Annotated in this window: 20 protein-coding genes; 9 read left to right on the forward strand and 11 right to left on the reverse strand. The window is 69.9% G+C overall.

All coding sequences use genetic code 11. The features are described 5' to 3' along the window. Nucleotides 1-9 precede the first annotated feature (9 nt). The 3 genes from ENSA5_RS00490 to ENSA5_RS00500 all read right to left on the reverse strand — a co-directional run bounded on the left by ENSA5_RS00490 (nucleotide 10) and on the right by ENSA5_RS00500 (nucleotide 2,937). Complete coding sequence (locus ENSA5_RS00490) at nucleotides 10-942, reverse strand: DUF808 domain-containing protein (protein WP_106389576.1); 933 nt, start codon at nucleotides 940-942, stop codon at nucleotides 10-12. A 32-nt stretch (nucleotides 943-974) separates the two neighbouring features. Continuing rightward, nucleotides 975-1,514 (reverse strand): hypothetical protein, encoded by a 540-nt coding sequence (locus tag ENSA5_RS00495; protein ID WP_106389577.1) that lies wholly within the window; start codon nucleotides 1,512-1,514, stop codon nucleotides 975-977. Nucleotides 1,515-1,638: 124 nt separating this feature from the next. Next, the gene (locus ENSA5_RS00500; protein WP_258182685.1) at nucleotides 1,639-2,937 is read right to left on the reverse strand and encodes a dipeptidase; all 1,299 of its coding nucleotides are present in this window, start codon (nucleotides 2,935-2,937) and stop codon (nucleotides 1,639-1,641) included. A 73-nt stretch (nucleotides 2,938-3,010) separates the two neighbouring features. On the opposite strand from ENSA5_RS00500, the gene ENSA5_RS00505 reads away from it, so the two are divergent. The 3 genes from ENSA5_RS00505 (at nucleotide 3,011) to ENSA5_RS00515 (ending at nucleotide 6,419) form a co-directional block, all read left to right on the forward strand. Continuing rightward, a complete protein-coding gene (locus tag ENSA5_RS00505; protein WP_181197104.1) occupies nucleotides 3,011-4,444 on the forward strand; it encodes a YhjD/YihY/BrkB family envelope integrity protein in 1,434 nt (477 codons plus the stop codon). A gap of 193 nt (nucleotides 4,445-4,637) precedes the next feature. Then, entirely contained in the window at nucleotides 4,638-5,921 is a 1,284-nt protein-coding gene (locus ENSA5_RS00510) for a vWA domain-containing protein (protein ID WP_146155163.1), read from the forward strand. A gap of 144 nt (nucleotides 5,922-6,065) precedes the next feature. Beyond that, nucleotides 6,066-6,419, forward strand: a complete 354-nt coding sequence (locus ENSA5_RS00515; RefSeq protein ID WP_258182686.1) for a hypothetical protein — start codon at nucleotides 6,066-6,068, stop codon at nucleotides 6,417-6,419. A 65-nt stretch (nucleotides 6,420-6,484) separates the two neighbouring features. On the opposite strand, the gene ENSA5_RS00520 is transcribed toward ENSA5_RS00515, so the two are convergent. Both ENSA5_RS00520 and ENSA5_RS00525 read right to left on the reverse strand, forming a co-directional pair. Next, nucleotides 6,485-7,816 (reverse strand): TldD/PmbA family protein, encoded by a 1,332-nt coding sequence (locus tag ENSA5_RS00520; RefSeq protein ID WP_106389581.1) that lies wholly within the window; start codon nucleotides 7,814-7,816, stop codon nucleotides 6,485-6,487. Then, nucleotides 7,816-9,456: a TldD/PmbA family protein gene (locus ENSA5_RS00525; protein WP_106389582.1), complete on the reverse strand. Its 1,641-nt coding sequence runs from the start codon at nucleotides 9,454-9,456 to the stop codon at nucleotides 7,816-7,818. The genes ENSA5_RS00520 and ENSA5_RS00525 overlap by 1 nt, the downstream gene beginning before the upstream one ends. 117 nt (nucleotides 9,457-9,573) lie before the next feature. Between ENSA5_RS00525 and ENSA5_RS00530 the strand changes: the two genes are divergently transcribed. Together ENSA5_RS00530 and ENSA5_RS00535 are read left to right on the forward strand one after the other, a co-directional pair. After that, nucleotides 9,574-10,248, forward strand: coding sequence for a hypothetical protein (locus ENSA5_RS00530; protein WP_106389583.1), 675 nt, complete (start codon nucleotides 9,574-9,576; stop codon nucleotides 10,246-10,248). Between the two features lie 111 nt (nucleotides 10,249-10,359). After that, nucleotides 10,360-10,818 (forward strand): hypothetical protein, encoded by a 459-nt coding sequence (locus ENSA5_RS00535; protein WP_106389584.1) that lies wholly within the window; start codon nucleotides 10,360-10,362, stop codon nucleotides 10,816-10,818. On the opposite strand, the gene ENSA5_RS00540 is transcribed toward ENSA5_RS00535, so the two are convergent. Further along, nucleotides 10,815-11,300 (reverse strand): acyl-CoA thioesterase, encoded by a 486-nt coding sequence (locus ENSA5_RS00540; protein ID WP_106389585.1) that lies wholly within the window; start codon nucleotides 11,298-11,300, stop codon nucleotides 10,815-10,817. The genes ENSA5_RS00535 and ENSA5_RS00540 overlap by 4 nt on opposite strands. A 10-nt stretch (nucleotides 11,301-11,310) precedes the next feature. Continuing rightward, nucleotides 11,311-12,225 (reverse strand): hypothetical protein, encoded by a 915-nt coding sequence (locus ENSA5_RS00545; RefSeq protein WP_106389586.1) that lies wholly within the window; start codon nucleotides 12,223-12,225, stop codon nucleotides 11,311-11,313. Between the two features lie 83 nt (nucleotides 12,226-12,308). Here ENSA5_RS00545 and ENSA5_RS00550 point away from each other — a divergent pair, with 83 nt between their 5' ends. The 4 genes from ENSA5_RS00550 (at nucleotide 12,309) to ENSA5_RS00565 (ending at nucleotide 16,831) form a co-directional block, all read left to right on the forward strand. After that, nucleotides 12,309-13,184, forward strand: coding sequence for a methyltransferase domain-containing protein (locus ENSA5_RS00550; protein WP_106389587.1), 876 nt, complete (start codon nucleotides 12,309-12,311; stop codon nucleotides 13,182-13,184). Continuing rightward, entirely contained in the window at nucleotides 13,181-15,286 is a 2,106-nt protein-coding gene (locus tag ENSA5_RS00555; RefSeq protein WP_106389588.1) for a squalene/oxidosqualene cyclase, read from the forward strand. Before ENSA5_RS00550 ends, ENSA5_RS00555 begins: the two co-directional genes overlap by 4 nt. A gap of 252 nt (nucleotides 15,287-15,538) precedes the next feature. Continuing rightward, nucleotides 15,539-15,955, forward strand: coding sequence for a hypothetical protein (locus ENSA5_RS00560; RefSeq protein ID WP_106389589.1), 417 nt, complete (start codon nucleotides 15,539-15,541; stop codon nucleotides 15,953-15,955). Between the two features lie 15 nt (nucleotides 15,956-15,970). Next, nucleotides 15,971-16,831, forward strand: coding sequence for a hypothetical protein (locus ENSA5_RS00565; protein WP_106389590.1), 861 nt, complete (start codon nucleotides 15,971-15,973; stop codon nucleotides 16,829-16,831). A gap of 61 nt (nucleotides 16,832-16,892) precedes the next feature. On the opposite strand, the gene ENSA5_RS00570 is transcribed toward ENSA5_RS00565, so the two are convergent. The 4 genes from ENSA5_RS00570 to ENSA5_RS00585 all read right to left on the reverse strand — a co-directional run bounded on the left by ENSA5_RS00570 (nucleotide 16,893) and on the right by ENSA5_RS00585 (nucleotide 23,377). Continuing rightward, the gene (locus ENSA5_RS00570) at nucleotides 16,893-17,480 is read right to left on the reverse strand and encodes a hypothetical protein (protein ID WP_146155164.1); all 588 of its coding nucleotides are present in this window, start codon (nucleotides 17,478-17,480) and stop codon (nucleotides 16,893-16,895) included. 242 nt (nucleotides 17,481-17,722) lie between these two features. Then, entirely contained in the window at nucleotides 17,723-18,976 is a 1,254-nt protein-coding gene (locus tag ENSA5_RS00575) for a right-handed parallel beta-helix repeat-containing protein (protein ID WP_106389592.1), read from the reverse strand. Between the two features lie 42 nt (nucleotides 18,977-19,018). Then, the gene (locus tag ENSA5_RS00580) at nucleotides 19,019-20,104 is read right to left on the reverse strand and encodes an AI-2E family transporter (RefSeq protein ID WP_106389593.1); all 1,086 of its coding nucleotides are present in this window, start codon (nucleotides 20,102-20,104) and stop codon (nucleotides 19,019-19,021) included. Between the two features lie 54 nt (nucleotides 20,105-20,158). Further along, nucleotides 20,159-23,377, reverse strand: coding sequence for a DUF2135 domain-containing protein (locus tag ENSA5_RS00585; RefSeq protein ID WP_146155165.1), 3,219 nt, complete (start codon nucleotides 23,375-23,377; stop codon nucleotides 20,159-20,161). Nucleotides 23,378-23,763: the final 386 nt, after the last annotated feature.

Here is a 23,763-nt window from a genome sequence, read left to right on the forward strand (position 1 = left end):
GGCCCTTGCTCAGGCCGCCTGAGCCTTGCCCGGACGGAGCTTGCGAACCAGGCTGATCAGGCCGAGGACCACGGCGCCCGCGGCCACGCCGATCAAGGCGTTGCCGAGCTGCGGGACGAGCCAAGCAACGAACGCGCCGAGCTCCGCCGCCCGCTCGCCAACATGCTCGACCGCGTGGTGCAGCGGCGGGGCGCTGTGAACCAAGATCCCGCCGCCGACCAGGAACATCGCCGCGGTCCCGGCGATCGACAGGAACTTCATCAGGTAGGGCGCCCCGCGCAGCAGCAAGCTACCCAGGCCCTGGCTGGCCCTGCCCTCACGCTGGCTCAGGTACAGCCCCAGATCATCGAGCTTCACGATCGCGGCGACCAGCCCGTAGACGCCGACGGTCATGAGCACCGCGCTCACGATCAAGACCCCCACCCGCGTCGCAAACACCTCGCCCGAGACCGTGCCCAGCGTGATCACGATGATCTCGGCCGAGAGGATGAAGTCGGTCCGGATCGCCCCTTTGATCTTGTCGCGCTCGAGCGCGACGAGGTCGACCTCCGGATCCTGCAGCGCGTGCACGAGCTCGGCCTCGTGGTCCTCGCGCTCGGCCTCGGAGTGGAGCCACTTGTGGGCGAGCTTCTCGACGCCCTCGAAGCACAAGAACAGGCCACCGAGCACCAGCAAGGGGACGATGCCCCAGGGCGCGAGCGCGCTGATCGTCAGGGCGACCGGCACGAGGATCGCCTTGTTGACCAGCGACCCCTTGGCGACCGACCAGACCACGGGCAGCTCGCGGCTGGCCTTGACCCCGGTGACCTGCTCGGCGTTGAGCGCGAGGTCGTCGCCGAGCACGCCCGCGGTCTTCTGGGTCGCGACCTTGGTCATGGTTGCGACGTCGTCGAGGATCGTCGCGATGTCGTCGAGCAGGGTGAGCAGGCTGGTTCCGGCCATGGGTCTTCTCCGGGACCTATCTTAGCCAGAACTCAGGGCGCGTAGGCGGCCGTCACCGTGTAGGGCGGCAACACGTTGAGGCGCTCGAAGTCGAGGCCGAGGCCGGCGACGAGGGTGATCAGATCGTCGACGTCGAGGCGCTGGCCCCGGAACGCGCGCTCGATCGCCAGCGGCACGCCGACCTCCTCGCGCTCGTCCTCACACACGGCGACCGCGCGTCGGCCACCGTCGGGCTCGTGGACCGCGAAGGCCCGCATCCCGGGGTCGGGCTCGCCGTGGAGCACGACCACGCGGCAGCCCCGGGCGTTGGCCAGCGCCGACCAGCGCTCGCTCGGCAACAGCGCGAGGCGCCCCGACTCGTCGGCGAGCACGGTCCAGCCCTGGTCGCTGCAGTGGCGCAGAAACTCGCGCTGCGGCCAGCGATCTCGCTCATCCTCGACGAGCCCGAGGACCGCGATCCCAGGCACCGGCTCACCGACGACTGCACAGTCGCGGTAGCCGACCTCGGCGTAGATGGCCTCGACCTCCGCATACGCGAGGTCGCCTTCGATCATCACGAGACTCAACTGCATGGCGGTGGCGAGATGGGACCACGGCGCGACCGATCACAGCAAAGATCCGACGAATCAGCCCCGCGAACCCGCAACTGTCCGAACAGCGTGAAACGACGTCCAGTAGAGAACATCTGGGCCCGCCTCAGCGGTGGGCGGCGCCGTGATCTTCGACCGCCTGCCACACGCGCAGGACGTTTTCCGAGCAGATCTTTTGGATCTCCTCTTCGCTGTGCCCGCGCTCGAGCAGCTCGGCGATCAAATTCGGGTACATCGAGACGTCCTTCAGGCCCTCGGGCAAGCTGTCGCCGACGCCGTCGAAGTCCGAGCCGAGCCCGACGTGATCGACGCCCGCGATCTCGATCACGTGCTCGATGTGATCGGCGACGACCGAGACGTCGACGCGCGGCAGCGGATGCGCGGCGCGGTAGTTGGCGACGATCACCTCGCCCTCGGCCGAGCTCCAGTCGACCTGCTCGGCGTCGAGCAGCGCGCGGATCTCCTCGCGCGCGCGCTCCGAAGCCGCGCGGTACTCGTCGGTCAAGAACACGCCGCCGAAGTTGATCTGAATGACGCCGCCGTGCTCGGCGAGCGCGACGATCATCTCGTCGCTCATGTTGCGCTCGAAGCCCGGCGTGAACCGCCGACACGAGGAGTGCGAGGCGATGACCGGGACCGCGCTGAGCTCCATGACCTGCCAGAAGGTGTCGTCCGACACGTGGGAGACGTCGATCATGACGCCGAGGCGGTTCATCTCGGCCACGACCTCGCGGCCAAAGGCGCTGAGCCCCCCGTGGGTGTGGGCGTCGTCGTAGGACGAGTCACAGATCAGGTTGTCCTTGGAGTGGGTCAGCGTGATGTAGCGGATCCCGCGATCAAAGAAGTGGCGAAGGTTGTCGAGCTCGCCCTCGAGCGGCGAGCCGTTCTCCATGCCCATGGCCAGCGAGATCAGCCCGGCGTCGAAGTTCGCGCGGACCTCGTCGGGGGTCACGGCGAGGGCGAACTTGTCGGGGTGGTCGAGCGCGAGGCCGCGGACGAAGTCGATGTTCTCCTCGGCGAAGGCCTTGCTCTCGCCGGGCTCGGCCTGGAGCCGCGCGGGCGTGTAGATCGACATGAAGGGCGCGTCGAGGCCCCCCGCGCGAGCCCGGACGTAGTCGAAGTTGCCGTCGTCGGCGTGGTCGTGGACCGCGGGGAGCGGCTCTCCCGCGCGCCGGGCCCCGGTCACGCGCATCGGCACGTCGACGTGACCGTCGAGGATGATGAAGCGATGGGCGAGGGCCTCGGCCAGCGCGTGGTGGTCGACTGGCCCCGGATCGGCGGCGACGGCCGCTGGCTCGTTTGTGTCGGGCTTGACCCGAGCGCCACGCTCACAGCCAGACAGCGGGACCAGCAGCGACAGCAGCGACAGCAGCGACAGCAGCGACATGAACGCGAGGCGGCGCATGGCGAGACTCTCGCACAGCTCAAAACACGCGCTCAATCCGGCGGGCGAGCTCTTGCTCTACAATCACGAGCGCGTGGACCCCCTGACCACCCAGAACCTCCGCTCGCGGCTGACCCGCGCCCAGCACTGGCTGATCCCGACGGAGCCCGAGCACGAGCCGAACGCCGGCCGCCGCCTCTGGTTGCTGGTCGTGTACACGATCCGGCGGTGGCTGTTCACCGACCGCTGCTCATCGCTGGCGTCGAGCCTCACCCTCCAGACGCTGCTCTCGGTCGTCCCGAGCGTCGGCGTGGTCCTGTTCTTCATCGGCAAGCTCGACCCGAGCTTCGGGACCCGCTTCGTCGAGCAGATCGCCTACGCCGTCGGACCCGACATGGATCGCGCCGACGAGCTCGCCGACGCGCTCGTGAGCCTCGCGTCCGGCGTCAACATCCAAGAGCTCGGCCGCTGGGGCCTGCTGGTCGTGATCGTGCTCGCCTTCTTGCTGTTCTCGACGCTCGAGAAGACCGTCAACGAGATCTGGCGGGTGTCGCGAACGCGGACGCTGATCGCCAAGTTCACGATGTTCTACACCCTCGCGAGCCTCGGCCCGATCGTCGTGTTCTACAGCCTCGCGCAGCCGGTCCTGTCGCAGATCGGCTCGATGGCGATCACACCGGTCGTGACCAGCAGCATCGGGCTGATCCTGCTCAACCGCTTCTTGCCCAACCAAACCGTGCGCTGGCGGGCGGCGGTCATCGGCGGCCTGCTCTCGGCCGCGCTGTTCGAGTTCGGCAAGATCGCCTTTGGCCAGTACCTGAGCCTGGTTGCGATCAGCACCTACGAGGGCATCTACGGCTCGCTGGCGATCCTCCCGGTGTTCGTGGTCTGGGCCTACCTCAGCTGGCTGATCGTGCTGCTCGGCACCGAGACGACCTTTGTCGTCCATCACCTGCCCTCGGTCGCCCGCGAGGGCTACGTCCAGCCCAGCCACCGCGTCCAGCGGCGGCTGCTGCCCTCCCCCGGGCGGACGGCCGCGCGCCTGCTCCTGGCGATCGCCGACAACTATGATCAGCGCCCGGATCCCCGCGCCGAGCCCGAGCCCGAGGACGAGCTCGGCGCGCCGACGCGCCCGATCGGGATGACCGCCGACGGCCTCAACGAGCGCTTCGACATCGGCCTCGCGCCGATCGTCTCGATCACCGATCAGCTCGAGCGCGCGGGCCTGATCGTCGCGCTCGGCAACGACCACGGCTACGTCCCCGGCCGGCCCCTCGAGCAGATCGATCTCGCCGCGGTCCTGCACATGTTCGACGGCGGGGACATGAAGTCCGCCCGCGCCGACGCCCTCGCCGATATCTTCGAGCAGCTCGACGCCCAGCAGCAGCGCAAGGTCAACGAGATCAGCTTCCGCGAGCTCATCGACATGGAGCGGGCCAAGCGGGAAGGCCGCCCCTACGAGCGCCGCCGGCTTCGTCTCGGCGCCGGGCCCACCGAGGCGGGGAGTGGGCGACCCCCCACCTTGTAATCAGTCTGGAGCAAACACCACTAGACGCCTGACACCCAGATGACTGTCAGTGCCACGCCAACTTTGTGAGGAGCATGACGAAAATTATCGAACTTTTCCATTAATGCGCGGTTCCGCTCACCAAGAACATCGACATTACTAACCTTCAATCTCCGATATTGGCGTCCGGGCAAATACCTGTAGTCTACGTCCCATGGATCAACTTCGTGGTCGACTTCGAGTCCCCGTGTCCCTGAGCCTGCTCGCTGCCCTGAGCCTCGTTCCTGCCTGTGGCGACAGCGGAGTCGGCGACGGTAATGAGGAAAGCGCGACCGGCGACGAGACCGCGACCAGCAACGGTGACGGCGACACCATGGAGGCCGGCACCAACGACCAGGGCGACGGCGACGGCGACCCGGGCGACGGCGACGGCGACCCGGGCGACGGCGACGGCGACACCGGTGACGGTGACGGCGACACCGGTGACGGCGACGGCGACACCGGCGACGGCGACGGCGACACCGGCGACGGTGATGGCGACACTGGCGACGGCGACGGCGACGGCGACGGCGACATGGCCTGCCAGGAGTTCGCCGGCGAGGTCGCACCGATCCCGCCCTCGGTCATGTTCTTGCTCGATCGCTCGGGCTCGATGATGGAGCAGGGCTTCGACGTCGACGACCCCGGCAAGACCCGCTGGCAGGCGCTCTACGAGGCCGTCGAGGCCGTCGTCAGCAACGGCTCAGACGCGACCATCGCGTTCGGGGCCAAGACCTTCTCGACCCAGGGCCAGGGTGCGTGCGGGGTCTCGAACACCCCCGACGTGCCGATCGCCATCGACAACAGCAACGTGCTCCTCTCGACCATCCCCGGCCCGATGGAGGTCGTCAACGGCGGCACGCCCACCAACCTGGCGATCGAGAAGACCATGTCCATCATGGAGTTCTTCGATGCCGGCGACAGCGACAAGTTCATCTTCCTGATCACCGACGGCCGCATCCAGTGCGTCGGCGAGGATCCCAACAACCCGACCGAAGAAGAAGAGGCCCAGGCCCTCGCCGACGCCGTCGCCGTGCTCGACGACGGGTTCACAAACCTCGACGTCACCACCTACGTCGTCGGCATCGCGCCCTCGATGTTCGGGCCGATCGAGACGCAGCTCGAGGAGATGGCCATCGCCGGCGGCGCGCCCAAGGACGGGATCGAGTCCTTCTACCGGGCCGACGACGCCGATCAGCTGTCCGAGGCCCTCGCCGCCGTCGTCGAGGACTCCTACGGCAAGAGCTGCCTGCTCGATCTCGAGGAGGAGCCCTTCTTCCCCGACTACACCAAGGTCGTGGTCGGTGACGTCTCCTACGACCTCGTCGACGACTGCGACAGCGAGGACGGCTTCATCTACTCGATGGAGTACTCGCAGCTCGAGCTCTGCGGGGCCGCCTGCGATGACCTCGCCATCGAGCAAAACGCCGAGGTCCAGTTCTACTGCAACCCCGGCTAGTCCTGGCCTTGCTTCACGCGCGGTGGTCGAAGGGCCACCGCGCCCCGAACAGGATTGGCGGCCCTTGCGCGCGGGTTACCCGCAAGCGATATTGGGCGGGTGAACCATCCGATTCTGTCAGACCATATCGTGAGCCTGGAGAGCGTGGAGAAGCGTCGCAAGATGCTGATCTTCAGCGAGCTGATCTACAAGCCGACTGGGGAGAAGATCACCGAGGCTTTCCGCTACTTCGCGTGCGACATCGATCCCGTGGAGGCGGCGGCGACCGCCGGCGATCTCGAGGCGCTGACCCGGCTGCCCTACGCCTTGGATGAGGACGGGGACCGGGACACGAGCTCGGTGCTCGTCGACTTGGCCTACACCCCCAGTGGATCTTTCGTGGCGGTCCAGCCAGTCCAGTACCAGGACTACGGCCCCGTCCCGGTCGCGCCCACCGTGATACTCGAGGGAGCCTCGGCGAAGGCCCTCATCGCCAGCGCCAAAGCGCTCGGCGACTGACGATGAGCCCCACAGCCGCGCGTGGCAGAGTCGCTGACGCCTGTGGGGGTCTCTAAAGGAACAACCTAGACCGCGTCGGAGAGGCTCGAGAAGTTGAAGTCGCGGACGACCATCGGGGGGACGACCATGACCTGGCCGCCGCGGGTCACGACCCGCTGCGGTCGCCCGAGGGCGAGCACGTTGTTGAGCATCGTCACCGGGCTGTCGTTGTAGCGGAAGTTCTTGACCGCGGTCGTGATCTTGCCCTGCTCGACGAGGAAGGTCCCGTCGCGGGTCAGGCCGGTGGCGAGGATCGTGCGTGGGTCGAGCACGCGGTTGTACCAAAAGCGCGTGACCATCACGGCCTTGTCGACGCCACCGACGAGCTCGAGCAGGTCGATGTCGCGGCCGTCGAGCAGCACGGAGCTCGGGCGCGGGATCGCGGGCGCGCCGGTCTTGTCGGCCCAAAAGCGCGAGCAGGTCAGCTTCTCGACCACGCCCTCACGGATGAAGCGCACGATCTTGTGGGCCTCGCCCGCGTCTGTGAACGGCCGCGCAGGGTTTTGCTTGTCGGCTGGATCCGAGCGCAGCGTGATGCTGGTGTCGAACAGCTGCTCGCCGACGCGGGACCCCCCGTCGGGGTGCGAGAACCATGACCGGCCCTCGTCGGCCGCCCGCGCGTCGAGGGCGTTGACGAGGAAGCTCAGGAGATCGGCGACGGCCTGGGCCTCGAGGATGACGACGTACTTGCCGGGGTCGAGGGCCTTGGGGTCGTGGGAGATCTCGGCCTTCTCCGCGGCGAGCTGCGCGCTGCGTTCCGCGTCGATCTGGGACCCGCGGTGTGACTCGACCCCGACCCACCCGCTGCCGAGCCCGTCGTGGGTCCGGCAGGTCGTGGTCAGGCTCGCCTGAGTGTCGGAGGCGAAGGCGAAGGCCCCCGCGCTGGTCGCGACGGCGACGCTCTGCTCGCGGTGGCTCATGAAGCCGGCGATCTCGAGGTCGGCCGCGTTGGCGACCGCGACGGCTCGCTCGACCTGCGCGGCGCGGTCTTGGGCCCCGAGCTTGGCCGTGGCCTTGTCGTGGGCCTCGACCTGCAGGTACGCGCCCTTGCCGACCGGGGCCATGTGCTCGGGGTCGACGGGGCTGAGCGCCGCGAGCTCCTCGGCCTCGGCGACGAGGGCCTCGAGCGAGGCCTTGTCGCTGCGGTTGCCGACGGCCGTGGCCGTGCGCCCGCCGATCGACGCGGTCACGCTGATCTCGACGGTCTCGACGTCGCCCTCGGTCGTCGGCTGGTTGCGGGCGAAGCGGACGTGGCCGCCGCTGCGATCGCGGACGCTGACGAGCAACTCGGGCACCATCGCGGCGCCGAGCAGCGTGTCGGTGATCTTCTTGGCCTGGCGTTCGCTGAGCGTGGCCATCAACTTCGCTCCTGTCCTGCCGTGCTGACAACGTTGACCCGAAAGCGGGCGGGCGGGCACCCGTGGCTGACCGCGTTGCTCTGACCGGGCTGGCCCTTGCCGTCGCTGAAGCTGCCGCCGAGGCGGAAGCTGCCCTGACCGCCGATCATGTCCATCGAGTGCCAAAAGTCGACGGTGTTGGCCTGGTAGGCGACGTCGCGCAGCGGCCGAGCGAGGCGCCCGTTCTTGATCTCCCAGAAGAACTGGCCCGAGAACTGGAAATTGTAGCGCTGGTGGTCGATCGACCAGCTCCCGCGGCCGCTGATCAGGATCCCGTCGTCGGTCGCGTTGATCAGGTCTTCGGTTGTCTTGCCGTCCTCGCCGGGCGTCAGCGAGATGTTGGGCATGCGCTGGAAGGCCACGCTCGAGTAGGAGTCGGCGTAGCTGCACGCGTGGCCGTCTTTGTCGCCGGTCTTGTCGCGGATCCAGTGGGCTTGATCCCGCGTCGTCTGCCAGTCGACGAGCTTGCCGCCCTCGACCAGCTGCCAGCGCTCGGTCCCGACCCCGTCGTCGTCCCAGGCGCAGGTTGCGAGCCCGCCGGGCTGGGTCCGATCGGCGACGAAGTTGACCAGCTCGTTGCCGATCTCGAGCTCGCCGGTCCTGGCCGGATCCATGAAGCTGGTGCCCGCGTAGTTGGCCTCGAGCCCGAGCGCGCGATCGAGCTCGGTCGGGTGGCCGATGCTCTCGTGGATCGTCAGCCACAAGTTGCTGGGGTCGAGGATGACCGTGCGCTCGCCGGGCTCGACCGGCGCCGCGTGGAGCTTGCGGACCGCGTCCTCGCCGATCTGCGCCGCGTCATCGACGAGCTTGGCGTCCTCGACGTGCTCCCAGCCCGCGAGCATCGCCGCGATCTCGTGGTTGCGGCTGGCGAACTGCCCCCGGCGTCGATCGACGGCCGTGGCCGTCAGGCTCGGGCGCACGCGAAACAGCAGCTGGTGGATGCGCGCGCCCTCGGAGCTCAAAAACAGCTTCTCCTCGCGCTGGGCGTCGACCGAGGCCGAGACGTGGGCGACCCCCGCGATCGCCCGCGCCGAGTTGCTCGCCGCGATCAATAGATCGGCCTTGTCTTTGGGCGGGACCGTCCACGGGTCGACGCGGTGGGGCGAGACCCAGCGCCCGGCGATCGGGCTGACCGAGGCCAGCTCGACCGGCTCGCGGCGCAGCTTCGCGTTGATCTTGGCCGCCGCGACCGCGCGCTTGGCCAGCTTGTCGATCGATTTGGCGTCGAGGCGCGGGCTCGCCGCGAAGCCCCACGCGCCGTCGGCGATGACCCGCAGCCCGATCCCGTACTCGCTCGAGCGCCGGACCCCGCGGATGTGGTCGTCGCGGACCGAGACCCGCTCGCGCCGCCACGCGACCAGGCGCGCGTCGGCGTAGCTCGCGCCCGCCTTCTTGGCTGCGTCGAGAGCCCGGGCCGCGAGGAGCTCGTCGGCCAAAAGCGGGCTCGCGGCCAGGAGCGAGAGGTCGCCGCTCGACGGCGGCTTGACCGGCGCAGGCTCGCGGGCCCCGGGCGGATCGGCCCGCGCCCAACCGGGCCACAGCACGCCCGCGCCCGCGGCCACGCCCGTGGCGCGCAAGAAGCTCCGTCGGGAGGTCGACATCGGGCCATCATAGGAATTTATCCACGCCCACAGAAATCGCGCGCATCACGCACGCCTCGCACGCCGCTCACACAATCGTCTGAAACAGCGAGCTGACGACGGCGTATGGGAACCGCCATGAATCGCAAGTCCACGATCCTGCTCGCCACCCTCCTGCTCGGCACCACCGCCTGCGACAGCGCCGAGAAGACCGACAACCAGGCCAAGACCGAGGCCGCGAAGCCCGCCGACGAGGCCAAGCCCGCCGACGAGGCCAAGCCCGCCGACGAAGCCAAGCCCGAGACGCGCACCGTCGCCAGCGGCCTCGATCTCGACCAGCGCTTCGCCGCGTTCGACATCATCAACTGCGAGTCCGGCGACCAGTACTGCCAGGTCTGCAAGTTCGGCCCGAACCCCAAGATCATGGCCGTCGGTACGATCGACGACGAGGCGTTCAAGAAAGATCTCAAAGATCTCGACGCCATGGTCGCCAAATACGGCGAAGACAAGGTCAAGGCCTTCGCGGTCATCGCCGACGCCAAAGACGGCGCGCTCGTGACCCCGATCGGCAACAAGGACGATCTCCAGAGCAAGGCCAAGGCGCTCAAGGCCGAGCTGGGCATCAGCATGCCCGTGGTGATCCCGGCCCCCAAGGACGCGGGCCCAAACGGGACCTTCGAGGACCACTACCAGATCAGTCAGAGCCGGACGATCATGTTCGCGGACGGCCGCAACAACGTGAAGTACAGCGAGGTCGCGCCGAGCGACTACAGCAAGCTCGACGCAGCGATCAAGGCAGTGGTCGGAGCTTAGTCGCTCGCTGGGGCCCGGGCGCAAGAGGCGTACGGGCCGCGATCCCGCACCTGAACAGCGCTCGCCGGCCGGCTTTTGCCGCGCTCGACGCCGGGTGCTAACCCCGGGACCATGCCCGACCGCCCGGTCCCGGAGCCTCACTGTCCGCGCTGCAGGGGCCTGACGCCGCTTGGGCCCCGTCGTTCGCGCCTCGCCGAGCTCCTCGGCGTCCGCGAGCTGATGCTCGGCGCCGCCGCGCTCGGGCTGATGCTCGGGGTCACCTGGGTCGACGAGCGCTACACCTGCGAGCAGCTCGAGGATCACGCGGGCGAGCTCGCCAGCCGCGACGCCGCGCTCGACGAGTTCGTGGACGCGCGCTGCGGCGAGCTCGGCTGCGAGCAGATCGAGGTGGTCTCGGGCAAGGGCTGCCTGGCCAAGATCCGCGTCCGGGCTCCGCGCGTCGACGACTACGGCGACGAGATCGGGACCTTCGTGACGACCGAGGGCCTCGCCTACAGCCCGCTGTTTGGGCGCTGGCGCGTGCGCGAGACCCTCGACGACAAGCAGATCCTGGGCATGCCCGCGGGCTAATCGCGCGCCTGAACAAAGTCGCCGTCGCAGGCCCGGATCGCCGCGCGGATGACCTCGGGGATCGGCGCGCTGCGCTGCCCTTCGTAGTCGAGCATCACGACCACGACCTCGCCCTCGGCGACGATCGCCTGCTGCTGCTCCGACCAGACCCGACTGCGCAGCGTCAAGCTGCTGCGACCGAGCTTGGCACAGCGCGCGTTGGCCAGGATCGTGTCGGGGAAGCCGACCGGGGCCCGGTAGTCGACGCTGATCCGCGCGAGGATCGGCCCCATCGCGCCCTGGCTCTCGCGCATCAGCGCGGCGATCCCGACCCGCTCGAACCACGCGAAGCGCACGTTCTCGAGCCAGCGCAGGAACACCGTGTGGTTGACGTGGCCAAGCGCGTCGAGCTCGCCCCACGCGACCGGCTGGCGGATCGTCACGGGGCCCGCGGCGCCCTCGGGATCGGCGAAGCCCTCGGGGAATGAGTTGGGTTGGTTCATGGCGCGGCTGCTATCGGATCGGGTAAGGCGCGTAGCTCTCGATCTCGGGGGCGGGCATGAACGGGAGGCGGTAGTACTCGAGCAGCCCGCGGCCGATCATGATCGAGGCGAACAGCACCGCCGGGAGGCCCGCGACCAGCAGCCCGCGGATCAGCGAGGTCGAGTGGGTCCGCGCGAGCGCGAGCGCGAGCAGGACCGCGCCGAGCAGCGCGGCGACGCCGAGCAGCACGATCCAGATCTCCGGCTCCACCCCGACCCCCACGACCAGCAGATCGCTGATCGCGACCAGCGTCAGCGAGGGCGCCAGGGCCAGCCCGACCGCGCGCATCGTCGCGCCGATCGACCTCCGCGCGCCCCCGGTCAGCGCCATCCCCATGTGGGCCAGGACGCCGCCGAAGAAGTAGAGCATCGGCAGCCCGACCGGCACGAGCAGCAACAACCACAGGCGCAGGACGTCGGCCGTCTGAGCGCCGAGCGGAGCGTCGCCGGGGCCCGGGCTGGCCGCCGCGAGCAGCTCGACGAGGATGCTCGGTCGCTTGAGCGGACCCGGGCCGTCGGCGAGCAACCCCGCGATCCCGGCCCAGCCCAGCGCCAGCAGCCACAGCGGCAGGCGCAGCGTCGCGAGGAAGGCCAGGATCCGGGCGTGCGAGACCGGCTCCTCGACCACGCGGAAGCACGCGCTCGGCGAAGTGATCAGCCGGAGCAAGGTCTTGGCGCAGCGGATCACCCAGCTCTTGCCGATCTCGGTCTCGAGCGGCAGCGAGCGCGCGCGCGGATCGAGATGGCACGCGCGACACAGATCCGGGGCCCGCAGCTGGGCGCGGCGATCCTCGGGCCCCGCGAAGGGTTCGCCGCAGCGAGCACAAGTTGCCGGCGGCGCGGTGGCGGAGTTGCCGGGCGCTGCCCTAGACGCCGTCGCAGCCAAGGTCCGCGGAGTGTAGCCCTTCGCCCCGCGTCCGTACACGCATCCCCCTTTCCCGCGGCCCCGGGGCTGACTATGGTCGCACCGTGAGCACTGCGTCCCACCGGACCTGCGCCCCCCTCGCCCGCTTTGGGCGCGCGCAGCTGATCCTGATCGTGCTGACGGTGCTCGGGGTCAGCGCGTGCACCCGCGTCGATGGCGAGTCCGACAAGCCAGGCGACCACCACTACGACAACAAGGCCGCCGCCCTCGCCAGCTTCGAGGAGCCCGAGCGCGACGCGTGGGCGATGCCGGGTCGCGTCGTCGAGGCCCTCGGCATCAGCGCGCGGATGGACGTCGCCGACATCGGCGCGGGCTCGGGCTACTTCACCCGCCGATTCGCGACCGCCGCGGACCAGGGCACGACCTACGCCGTCGACGTCGACGCCGACTTCAAGGGCTACATCGAGCGCCACCGGGACCTGTGGGGCACGCCCAACATCGTCACGCGGCTGGCCGTCTACGAGCACCCCCTGCTCCCGAGCGACACCGTCGACCTGGTCTTCATCTCCAACACCTTCTCGTTCCTCCAGGACCGCCAGACCTACTTCACCGCCGTCTACAAGGCCCTGCGCAGCGGCGGGCGCCTCGCCGTGATCGACTGGCGCGCGGCCGCCGAGTGTCCTCGCTTCGTCGGCTGCCCCAAGCCCAACCAGCGGATCTCGAGCACGGCCGCGCTGGCCGAGCTCGAGCGCGTGGGCTTCGTGCTCCTCGAGCAGCACGAGTTTCTGCCCTACCAGTACTTCATGATCCTCGGCCGCAAGGTCGATCGCGCCGAGCCCGTGCAAGACGAGGCCGGGGCACCACCCGAAGAGGGCGCGATCGACGAAGCCCCGGCCGCCGAAGCCCCGGCCGACGAAGCCCCAGCCGACGAAGCCACGGCCGACGACGCCCCGGCCGACGCCCCCGAGGACGCCCCATGAGCAGCGCGACCGCGGCAGCCCACGCCGACTCCGAGGCGATCCCGCTCGAGCGCGAGGAGATCCTGGCCGCCTACCGCCGCGCCACCGCGGCCCTCGAAGCCGCGCAGCAGCCGAGCGGGGCGTGGGCCGGCGAGGTCGTCTGGAACCCGATGCTGATCTGCCAGTACGTGATCTGCTGCCGAATCGTCGGCCGTGAGATCCCGCCGCAGCGGGCCGCGAGGATCCGCCGCAGCCTCGAGCTGCAGCGCAAGCGCGACGGAGGCTGGGGCATGCACCCCGATCTCCCGCCGCCCGAGCTCGCCACCGATCAGCCCGAGCCCAAGCAGCCCGGCGCCGCGCCGGGTCTCGCCGGGAAGCACGACTCGTGGATGTTCCACACCGTGCTCGGCTACGTCGCCCTGCGCCTGCTGGGCGAGGACGCCGACGCCCCCCTCCCCCGCGACGCGCTGGCCTGGATCCACGCCCACGGCGGCCCCGCCCGGGCGCCGACCTGGGGCCGGATCTGGCTGGCCCTGCTCGGCCTGTACCCGTGGTCCGAGGTCCAGCCGCTGCTGCCCGAGCTGTGGCTGCTGCCCGAGAGCTCCCCGCTGCACCCGCGCCGGCTCTACTGCCACATGCGGCTGATCTACCTGGGCCTGTCGTACCTCTACGGCGCCCGGGCCCAAGCTGACGCCGCGCCGCTGATCGAGTCGCTGCGCCACGAGCTCTACCCCGACGGCTGGGATCTGGATCAGTTTCGCGCGACCCGCGACGACATCGCGCCCACCGACCTCTACGAGCCGATCGGAGCGGCGCTGTCGTGGGTGTTCTCGACCGCCCGGGTCGGCGCCCGCGCCATCCCCCGCGCCATCCGACGGCGGGCGCTCGAGCGGGCCTGGGAGCACATCGAATTCGAGTTCGACAGCACCGACTGGGTCTGCCTCAGCCCCGTCAACGGCATGCTCTTTTGCCTCGCGATGTGGGCCCGCGACCGCCGCGACCCGCGGCTCGACCGAGCCCTCGACGGCATCGAGTACTGGATGTGGGAGGACGAGGACGAGGGCCTGCGCATCTGCGGCGCGCGCTCGAACATCTGGGACACGAGCTTCGCGCTCCAGGCCCTGTCCGAGGGCCCCGAGCTCGACGAGACCGCGACGCTGGTCGAGCGCGCGGGCGCCTGGCTGAGCCGGGCCCAGATCCGCGCCGACATCCCCGGCGGCCTCGCCCACTTTCGCAGCCCCGCCCGGGGCGGGTGGGGCTTCGCCGACGAGCGCCACCCCTGGCCGGTCAGCGACTGCACGGCCGAGGCCCTCGAGGCCCTGCTCCACGCCTCCCGCCGCGGCTTCGCCCCGCCCCTGCGCACCGACCTCGCCCTCGCGGCCGTCGAGTTCGTGCTCCTGCGCCAAAACGACGACGGCGGGTTCGGCTCCTACGAGGCGCGCCGAGGCTCGATGGCCCTGCGCCGCTTCAACCCGGCCGAGATGTACGGCAACTGCATGCTCGAGTACTCCTACACGGAGTGCACGGCGAGCTGCGTGCGGGGCCTCGCGGTCGCGCGTGAGGCCCTCGGCGCGCGGATGCCCGGCGAGCTTCACGAGCGGGTCCACGACGCGATCCAAGCTGGGGTTCGCTGTCTCCTCGACGGCCAGGAGTCGAGCGGCGCGTGGCCGGGCTTTTGGGGCGTCAACTACACCTACGGGACCTTCTTCGCCGTCACCGGGCTGCTCGCGGCGGGCCTCGATCGCGAGCACGTCGCCGTGCGCCGGGCGGTCCGTTACCTGGTCCAGCAACAGCGCGCGGACGGTGGCTGGGGCGAGCGCTACGAGGGCGTGCTCGAGGGCCGCGAGCGGCCGCTCGAGCGCGAAGAGCCGAGCCGCGTGGTCCAGACCGCGTGGGCCGTGTTGACCCTCGAGGCGGCCGCGCCCGAGCGCGGGCGCCCGGCGATCGAGCGCGGGCTTCGATTCCTCCTGTCTCGCCAGCAACCCGACGGAAGCTGGCCCCACGACGCCTCGGTCGGCGTGTTTTTCAACACCGCCGTCCTCGACTATCGGCTCTATCGGCTCGTGTTTCCGACCTGGGCGCTGGCCCGCTCACTTGGCGCGGAATCGCTCGGTTCGGAGTAGCGCCTAGGCGCGATTCCGCGCCACTTTACTGCCCAGGACCGGGCCGGCTGACCTGGGTCAACCGCGCGCACGAGGCATGCTGACCCACTGGGCATTCCGGCCCCAGGGCCCGATGGACCCACGCCCGCTCAGGGTGCGCTCGAAACGCTGATCTTTGGATCACGACATTGCGATTCCGAGCCCTGGTGAGTGACTGAAGAATTTGCGTTCACAAGCGGCGATCCCGGCATGAATGTTGCTCCGGGTGCCAGCATGATTCTCGGGAGCCACGCCACTTCGTTTCCCGCCATCCAGCCCGCCGCGCGTCACGAGCTGGTCTGGAGGCAGGTCGATGGGCTCAACATCGCCAAGATCTCCGGCGGGGTGCCCCGAGGCCGCGAGTGGCGCCGGCTGCTCGACAACCTGCGCCCGACCGTTCGCCCCGTCGTGTTGTGGATGCGCGGGCGCATCTGGATCGGCTCCGAGGGGCGCGCGGAGCTGGCCGCCGCGATCGGCTCGTGTCGCGTCGCGCTGATCGTCGACGACAACATCGGCCGCGGCCTCGCAACCGCGCTGCGCTGGCTGGACGTCAAGGTCGACGCCTACTCGATGGCCGAGCTCGACCAGCTCGAGACCGACCTCGAGCTCGAGCCGGGGGCCGTCGCGGGCATGCTCGATCGGCTCGATTGAGCGTACCATGCGCGAGTGCGCTGCCGGCCGCCACTGCTCCCCTCGCTGACCCTGAGCTCGCTGCTGATCGCCTGCACCTCGACCGAGCCAGGCGCGCCCGAGAGGACCGAGGCGCCTGGCTTGGGCCCGGTCTCGGTCGAGGCCGAGCCCAACCCCGTGGAGCACCGAGACGGCCCCGAGTACTTCTTCGCCGTCGTCGGTCAGACCGGGTACGAGCGCTGCCCCGACGCCCACGGCTCGCCGACCTGGCTCGACCTCCAGACCACGCTCGGCTGGGTCCCGACCAGCGGCACGCCAAATTTCGAGCCGCTGATGGAGCAGCCCGTGCTCGCCCGCGGCCAGGCTGGCTCCGCGCCCGAGCGCCCAGCCCTCGACGTCAAGGGCGAGCCCTGTCCGGTCAGGCAGATGCGCTCCGACTGGGTCAACACCCCACGCGGGATCCGGAGCTATCGGACCGACGTCCCCGACATCGAGCACTTCCACGCGACGAGCGTGCGCCGCCTCGACGAGCTCACGGTCACGCGCGAAGACGACGAGATCGTCGTCAGCTTCACCAACCCCCTGCCCTTCGCGCTGACCGAGGTCCAGCTCGAGCTCTACTACGAGGGCTGCTACGGCAAACCTGGCTCGACGAGCCGCGCGAGCGCGGTTGTCACCCTCGCGCCCAGCCAGACGCTGAGCTGGCGCTTTTGGCTGATCGCCGAGCACGAGGACGCCGCCACCCCCAAGGCCGAGCCGAGCCGCCGTCAGCACGCCGCCTCGGCGATCGTGCTCTCGCTCGGCGAACAGGCCGGCCCCGACGGCGCGACCGTCCACGCCGACCTCGACGTCGCCCTCCGCGACCTGGGGATCGACTTCGAGTGTCCCTCGTCCTAGCAGCGACCGGCCGCTCGCGGCCCTGCGTGGCAAGGTCGCTGACGCCTGCGCGGGCCGAAGGTCACTTCGGGCAGCCCGCCACGCACTTGTTGGCCAGGGCCTCGCACTGCTTGCGACAGGTCGCCTGGTCGTCCGCGCCGCTCTTGTCTTCGCACGGCCCCAGACAGCCGCCGAGGGTCTCGACGCACGCCCGCGGACACACCGCCATGCCCGGCTCCCCGCTGCCCGCCGTCACGCTCGCCGCGCAGTTCATGTGACAGGTCGCCCGATCGGTCGGGGGCTTGGCGGCGCAGCTGTCGTAGCAGCCGAAGTAGGCGCCGACGACCGGCTGCTCGGGGCCCGCATCCGCCCCGTGCGTGGTCTTGCACTGCAGCCGACAGGTCGCGCGATTGTCGTCGGACAAAATTGCGCTCTCACACTCGGCCAGGCACCCATCGAGCGTCGTCGCCCCGGCGCTGGCCTCGCCCTCGCCCTCGCCCTCGCCCTCGCCCTCCGCGCCCTGCTTCGCAGCTGCCCCTTGCTTGGCGACCTCCCCCTTCTCCGCGCCAGCCTTCCCTGCTTCGGCGTTCGCCCCCGGATCGCAAGCGCCAACCAGCGCCAGCACAACCCAGCCCGACAACCCCAGCGCCATCCTCGTGGACCTTCGCATCCGCGCAGTCTACCCCCATCGGGCAAGTCCGACGAGGTGGCGGTCTAGCCCTCGCCGACCAGGACGTCGGAGAAGTCCTCCTAGCAGCCCGTGGTGCAATGCATCGTGTCGCCTCGCGCCGGAATGTTCGCCGAGGGCGCGAAGCCAAAACGCCGCTGTACCGGGCGTACTGCAAGTTTTGGCGACAAAGCCCTCGGCGAAAAGGCCAAGCGAGGCGGCGCGAGGCATTGCTCCACGGGCTGCTAGGGATCCGTGCAGACTCCGTCCTCGCAGGTGAAGCTCACGCCGTTGCCGTAGAAGCCGTAGCTCTCCGTCATCAGATCGAACAGCGTGAACACGTCATCGGGTTGGTTCTCCTCGCCGAAGCCAAACCCGAAGTCCGAGTTGGTCACGGTCACAGCCGCGCCCTGCTTACCGTTGAGGTAGAAGTCTCCGAGCCACATTCCGCCGCCGTTGGCGTACATGCCGGCCGCCGCGGTGTTGTTCTGGACGACCGAGTTCGTGATCGAGCAGTCGTCGACCGTCCGGCAGCCGTAGTTGATATTGAGCGCGCCACCGCCGTCCTGCTCGGCGACGTTGTCCGTGACCACGGTGTTGACGAGGTGGAACTGGCCGGCTACGTAGATCGCGCCGCCTTCGACCTCGGCCGTGTTGCCCGTGATGACCGAGTCCTCGATCGTCACGACAGGCACCGAGCCGTTGGAGCCTCCGGCGATGCACAAGGCTCCGCCGATCCAGGCCATGTTGTCGGTGAGCTCGAGGTTCGAGAGCAGCACGGATCGGGGCGTGTTGAACACAGCCTCGACAAAGATCGCGCCGCCGCAGGCGCCGTTGTAGCCCGGCGCGTCCACGCCGGTGCCGCCCGTGATGGTCAGATCGCGGACGGTCACGTCCGCGGCGTCGATGAACAGGGCGCCGCCCGTCGGCTCCCAGATGGTCTGGCCGGGCCCGGCGCCCTGAATCTCGATGTTGTCATCGACGACCACGAACTCGTCGTAGTTGCCCGGACAGATCTGGACCAGCCCGCCGTCGGGCGCGGCGAACACCGCGTCGGCGATCGTCGGGTAGCGGGCCGAGTCGTTGTTTTGCAGGGTCAGGATGACGGGATCGAGGTTCTCGCCACACTCGAAGGCCAGGTCGCCGTCGCCGTCGCCGTCGCCGTCTCCGTCGCCATCGCCGTCGCCGTCCCCGGTGGTGTCGCCGTCGCCATCGCCGTCCCCGGTGGTGTCGCCGTCGCCATCTCCGTCCCCGGTGGTGTCGCCGTCCCCATCTCCGTCCCCGGTAGTGTCGCCGTCGCCATCCCCGTCGCCGGTAGTGTCGCCGTCACCTGGGTCGCCGTCACCGTCGCCGTCACCATCGCCGGTGGTGTCGCCGTCCCCATCACCATCTCCTCCGCTGGTGTCCGTCGAGTCGGCTTCGCCCCCGCTCGAGTCACTGCACGCGAGCGGTCCGAGGGATACCAAGCAACAGGCGATGATCGGCCAGGTCCGGTTCATGAGCGGTCTATACCACCTCGCTACCCCTGCGTCGTCAGCGGGTCAGGCCTTGGCCTCCGCCTCGCTGCCCCCCGCCGCGCCCGGCTCGAGGCGATGCTCCATCTCCGCCCCAGACCCGAGCAAGACCGCGATCCACTTTAGATCATCGCTGTTCTCGAGCAGGATCTTCACCACCATCGTCAGCGGCACCGATAAGAACATCCCCAGCGGCCCCCAGATCCAGCCCCAGAACACCAACGACAAGAACACGACCAGGCTCGACAGCCCGAGCCGCTTGCCCATGACCTTGGGCTCGACGACGTTGCCCATGATCGTGTTGATGGCCAGGAACCCGATCAGGACCACGACCGAGCGCTCCCACCCGAACTGCACGAAGCTGAGCAGGACCGGCGGCAACGCGGCGATGATCGACCCGAGCGTCGGGATGTAGTTGAGGAAGAAGGCGAGCACCCCCCACAGCACCGGGTAGTCGACGCCGACGGCGAAGCACAGCAGCCAGGCCATGAGCCCGGTCACGACGCTGATCTTGGTCTTGATCGACAGGTACTCCTGGATGTCGTTGATGATCCCGCTGAAGCGCTCGATGTCGGCGTCGGGGCCACCGAGCGCGGCCTGGAGCTTGCGCGGGAGCCCCGCGGCCTCGGCCAGGATGAAGGCCGTGGTCAGGAGCACGAAGGCCGTGTCCGAGAGGAGCGAGCCGACGCTCGCGACCATGGTCCCGGCGAAGTCGGCCGCCCTGCCCGCGTCGATCTGCGCGAGCAAGGCATCCGTCGAGATGTCGATGCCCTGGCCCGCGAACCACGCCATCCAGTCGGCGGTCATCGCGACCAGCCGGGCCTCGTACTCGGGGATGTTCTCGGAGAAGCTCGCTACCGAGTTGCCGATCAGCATCGAGACGACCGTGAACCCGCCGATCACGCCGAGGAACACGATCGTGACCGCGAGCCAGTCGGGCAGACGCTTCTTTTGCAACCAGGTGACCGGCGGAATCGCGAGCACGGCCAAGAACGCCGAGAACAAGACCGGCACGATGATCGGCCCCGCCGCCCGCAGACCGGCCACGACCACACACACCGACGCGCCAGTGACCAACACCCGCAGCCCGATCGCCCGCTTCTCGACGGCCATGACCGAGATAGTAGCGTCTCTTTGTCGTCTCCCATACTCGGGCCTGGGCGGCTGTCACTGCCCCCGCATCGGCCCTTCGAGCTGGCCGAGATCGACGAAGGCGCGGTCCTTCATGACCACGAAGGGGCGCTCGTCAAAGGCGACACCGCCGCGGCCGTCGTGCTCGACGATCTGAACCTTGCCCATGCCGTAGCCGTTGGGCCCGCGGGCATAGTAGTGGACCTGGAGGTTGTAGGGGTAGCCGCTGGGCTCGCCGAGGATCGTGAAGACCTCGGGCCCGTAGCCATCGGTGACGTCGTAGTAGAGCACCCCGCCGGTCCGGAGGCCGCGGTCCTCGTAGTAGGCGTGGCTGCCGAGCACGTCGCGGACGTGGAGGTCGACGTCGTTGGCGCCCGTCTCCCAGGTCAGCACGAAGCGCAGCGAGGGCTCGGCCTCGAGCTCGGCGCCGAGCTGCTCGAGCCGACCTCGGATCTCGGCCTCGCGGTCGGGCTCGTGGGCGAGCCAGGCCGCGGCGATCAGGCCGAGGTCCTCGCGCAAGACCTTCTCGACCCCGACGAAGGCGCCCGAGAACGCGGCGCTCCAGTCCCGGCGAAGGCCGGCCTCGAGCACGTCGAAGGCCCGCTCTTCTCGGCCCGCGCGCAGCAGCGCGAAGGCCAGGAGGCGGTGGCTCGAGGGGTGGTCCGGGCGCTGCTGCCTCGCGCGGCGGTAGGTGTCGATCGCGAGCCGAGCGCCGACGCTGCCGAGGTGCTCGAGGCGCGAGCCCGCGAAGCGACGCATGTCGGCGCGGTCGGGGTACAGGTCGATGATCGAGCCGTAGGCCCGCGCCGCGGCCTCGACCTCGGCGCCGGCCTCGAGCGCCTCGCCGAGCGCGACCACGGCCATGACCTCGGTCGGCTCGGCCTCGCGCCAGCGCCACGCGACCTCCTTGGCCGCGGCCACGTCGCCCCACTCGAGCAGGTTCATGATCGTGAGCAGGTTGCCCTGGTAGGCGTCCTCGGGCGCGCGCGTCGGCGGCTGGGTGCGCGGCCGGTTGCGCTTGCGGCCCTCGAGCGGCTTGGCCCGACGCATGCGCGCGAGCTCGGCGGCCGGCGAGTCGGGCGGCGGCTCGAGCACCGGCAAGGGCGTGGGCATCGGGGTGTCGCGCTCGACGAGCTCGCCGACAGCCATGACCGCGTCGGCCTCGGCCGAGCTCAGCCCGCTCGGGCCCGACGACACGTCCTCTTGAGCCAGGAGCACCAGCTGATCGACGCCGAGGGTCGCGCGCGGGAACTCGGGCAGCCGCGCCCGCGCGAGCGGGACGTCGTCTTCGACGAGGGCGTTGGGGACCCCGCGCCGCCGGACCTGGACGCCCTCGGGCCCGGCGACCAGCACCTCGGGCAAGCGCGCGGGGTCGAGGCGCGCGCGCGCGTACTCGTCGCGGTCGCCGAGCATCGTCAGCCGGGTGTAGTCGTTGACGACCCGGTTGAGCTTCGAGTTCTGGACGATCCGGCGCCACAGCTGCTTGCGCGCGACGAGGGACTGGCCCTCGGCCTTGTCCTCGAGCGTGGTGACGAGGAACTCGACCCGCGCGTGCTCGAGCGCGAGGCCGACGAGCGGCTCTTCGACCTCGACCAGGGGCACGACCCAGCTCTGCTTGCCGTGGCTCTCGACGGTCACGCGCATGCCAGCCTCGAGGGTCTCGACGTCGGCGAACACGAGGATCTCGTCGTCGGACTGCACGCCGTCGACGACCTCGGGGTAGTACCAGCGCGCGCCCGGGACCGAGATCTTGACGTCGTCGTGGACCGTCCGCAGCAGCCGGCGGACGAGCGCTCGCGGGTTGTCGGAGGCGTCGAGGACGAGGCCGGACTCGGGCAGCTCGCGGACCAGCGCGCGCAGGGTCCAGGCGTCGCGGCGGCCGTGATCGGCGATCACGTCGATCCGATCGATGTCGGCGTCGGCGAGCTCGGCGACGGCCTCGAGCAGCCGCCCCCGCTCCGAGACGCCCGCGGTCGCCATGCCGTCGCTGATCAGGATCACGCGGTTGACGTCGGCCCGGCTCGGCGGCGGCCGGTCGAGGTCGATGTCGTTGGCCTTCGCGGTGCCGACCTTCGCGGGCTCGTGGGTCTTCGACGCCCGGACCCCCGCGTGGCGCAGGACGCTGACCAGGTTCGACGCCCCGAGCGCGTTGCGGGCCAGGAGCCGATCGAAGGCGCCGCGATCGATGTCGCCGAGCGGGCCCTCGTAGACCGTCTCGAACCCCTGGTCGAAGGCGATCAGGCGCAGCCACAGCTCGTTCCCGGTCCACGGATGGAGCGCCTCGACGAGCCCGGCGAGCTGCTCGACGCGGTGGCGGTAGCCGACCGCCCGCGAGGCGCTGGTGTCGAACAGGATCGTCAGGCCCTCGATCGGCGCGGCGTGGTCGTGGGTCAGGGGGTTGATGCGAACCGCGACCTTGCGTCCGTTGCGAACCCCGGTCCGGCGCAGGCCCGAGGTCGGGACCACGAAGTCCTCGGTCGCGGTCCAGTCGCGGCGGCGCAGCTCGAGCACCCGGCGGCCCTGCTCGTCCATGCCGAGCTGCTCGGGCAAGCGGTTGCCAGCCCAGACCTCGAGCAGCGGATCGGGCTGGCTGTGGACGACCACCCGCGCGACGAAGCGCGGGATGTCGTGGAGCCCGGCGACGCGCACCCGGTAGGGCATGTCGACATCCTCGAAGGTCTCGGTGTAGGACAAGATCAGCCGCTGGACCGAGCGCCCGGGCACGTCCGGGAGCGTGACGACGAAGTGCTGGTCGCCGTCGGGGCTTGGATCGACGGCGGGCTCGGCCGGCTCGTAGAGTGAAGGGCGCAGGGCGCCAGGCTTGCGCTCGACGACCTCGGCCTCGCGCCACGAGTCCTCGATCAGCGCGGCGAAGCGGGTCACCCGAGCCTTGGGCGGCAGGCGGACCTCGAGGGTCGCGTCGAGGGCCCGGGGCTCGGTGTTTTCGAACTCGAGGCGCAGCTCCGTGAACGCCAGCGGATCTTCGACGGTGCCGCGGACCTCGAGCGAGACCAGCGGCAGATCCGTGCCGTCGCGGCTCTGCACGCGGATCGGCCGGCGATCGAGGGCGTCGGTGTCGTCGAGCTCGAGCGCGTGGCTGAGCCGGATGTCGGGCTGCTCGACCGGCGCGGTGATGCAGGTCGCGCCCGGCAACACCATCAACAAGACGAGGGCGAGCAGCCACACCGAGGCCCCCGCCCGCGGTCGTAGCCCGGAGCCGTAGCGGGTGAGACTCGAGCGCTCACGACCTGACATGGGGATCCAACCGGCCACCCCGTGGGCAGCTTCTCACCTTGGCATCGCAAGGCGCAAGGCTCACGCCTCGCCTCACCGCGCTCACAGGCGCGCGCCGATACTCAGCGTGGCCCGACCGCTCGCGGATCGCCAACCCAAATGAGCACACGCGACCGATCGGCGCGGGGCTTCGCCGCGCGTCCAGACCAGGCGACTCGTTTCGTGGTTTTGGCCGACCAGGAATCACAGCTATTGCGAGCAGCCGACGCTGGGTCAAGCGGGGCAACGCTGGCAGCCCGGGGTGCAATGCCTCGTGCCGCCTCGCTTGGCCTTTTCGCCGAGGGCTTTGTCGCCAAAACTTGCAGTACGCCCAGTACAGCGGCGTTTTGGCTTCGCGCCCTCGGCGA

This window comes from Enhygromyxa salina (genome assembly GCF_002994615.1).
Classification (GTDB): Bacteria; Myxococcota_A; Polyangia; order Nannocystales; family Nannocystaceae; genus Plesiocystis; species Plesiocystis salina_A.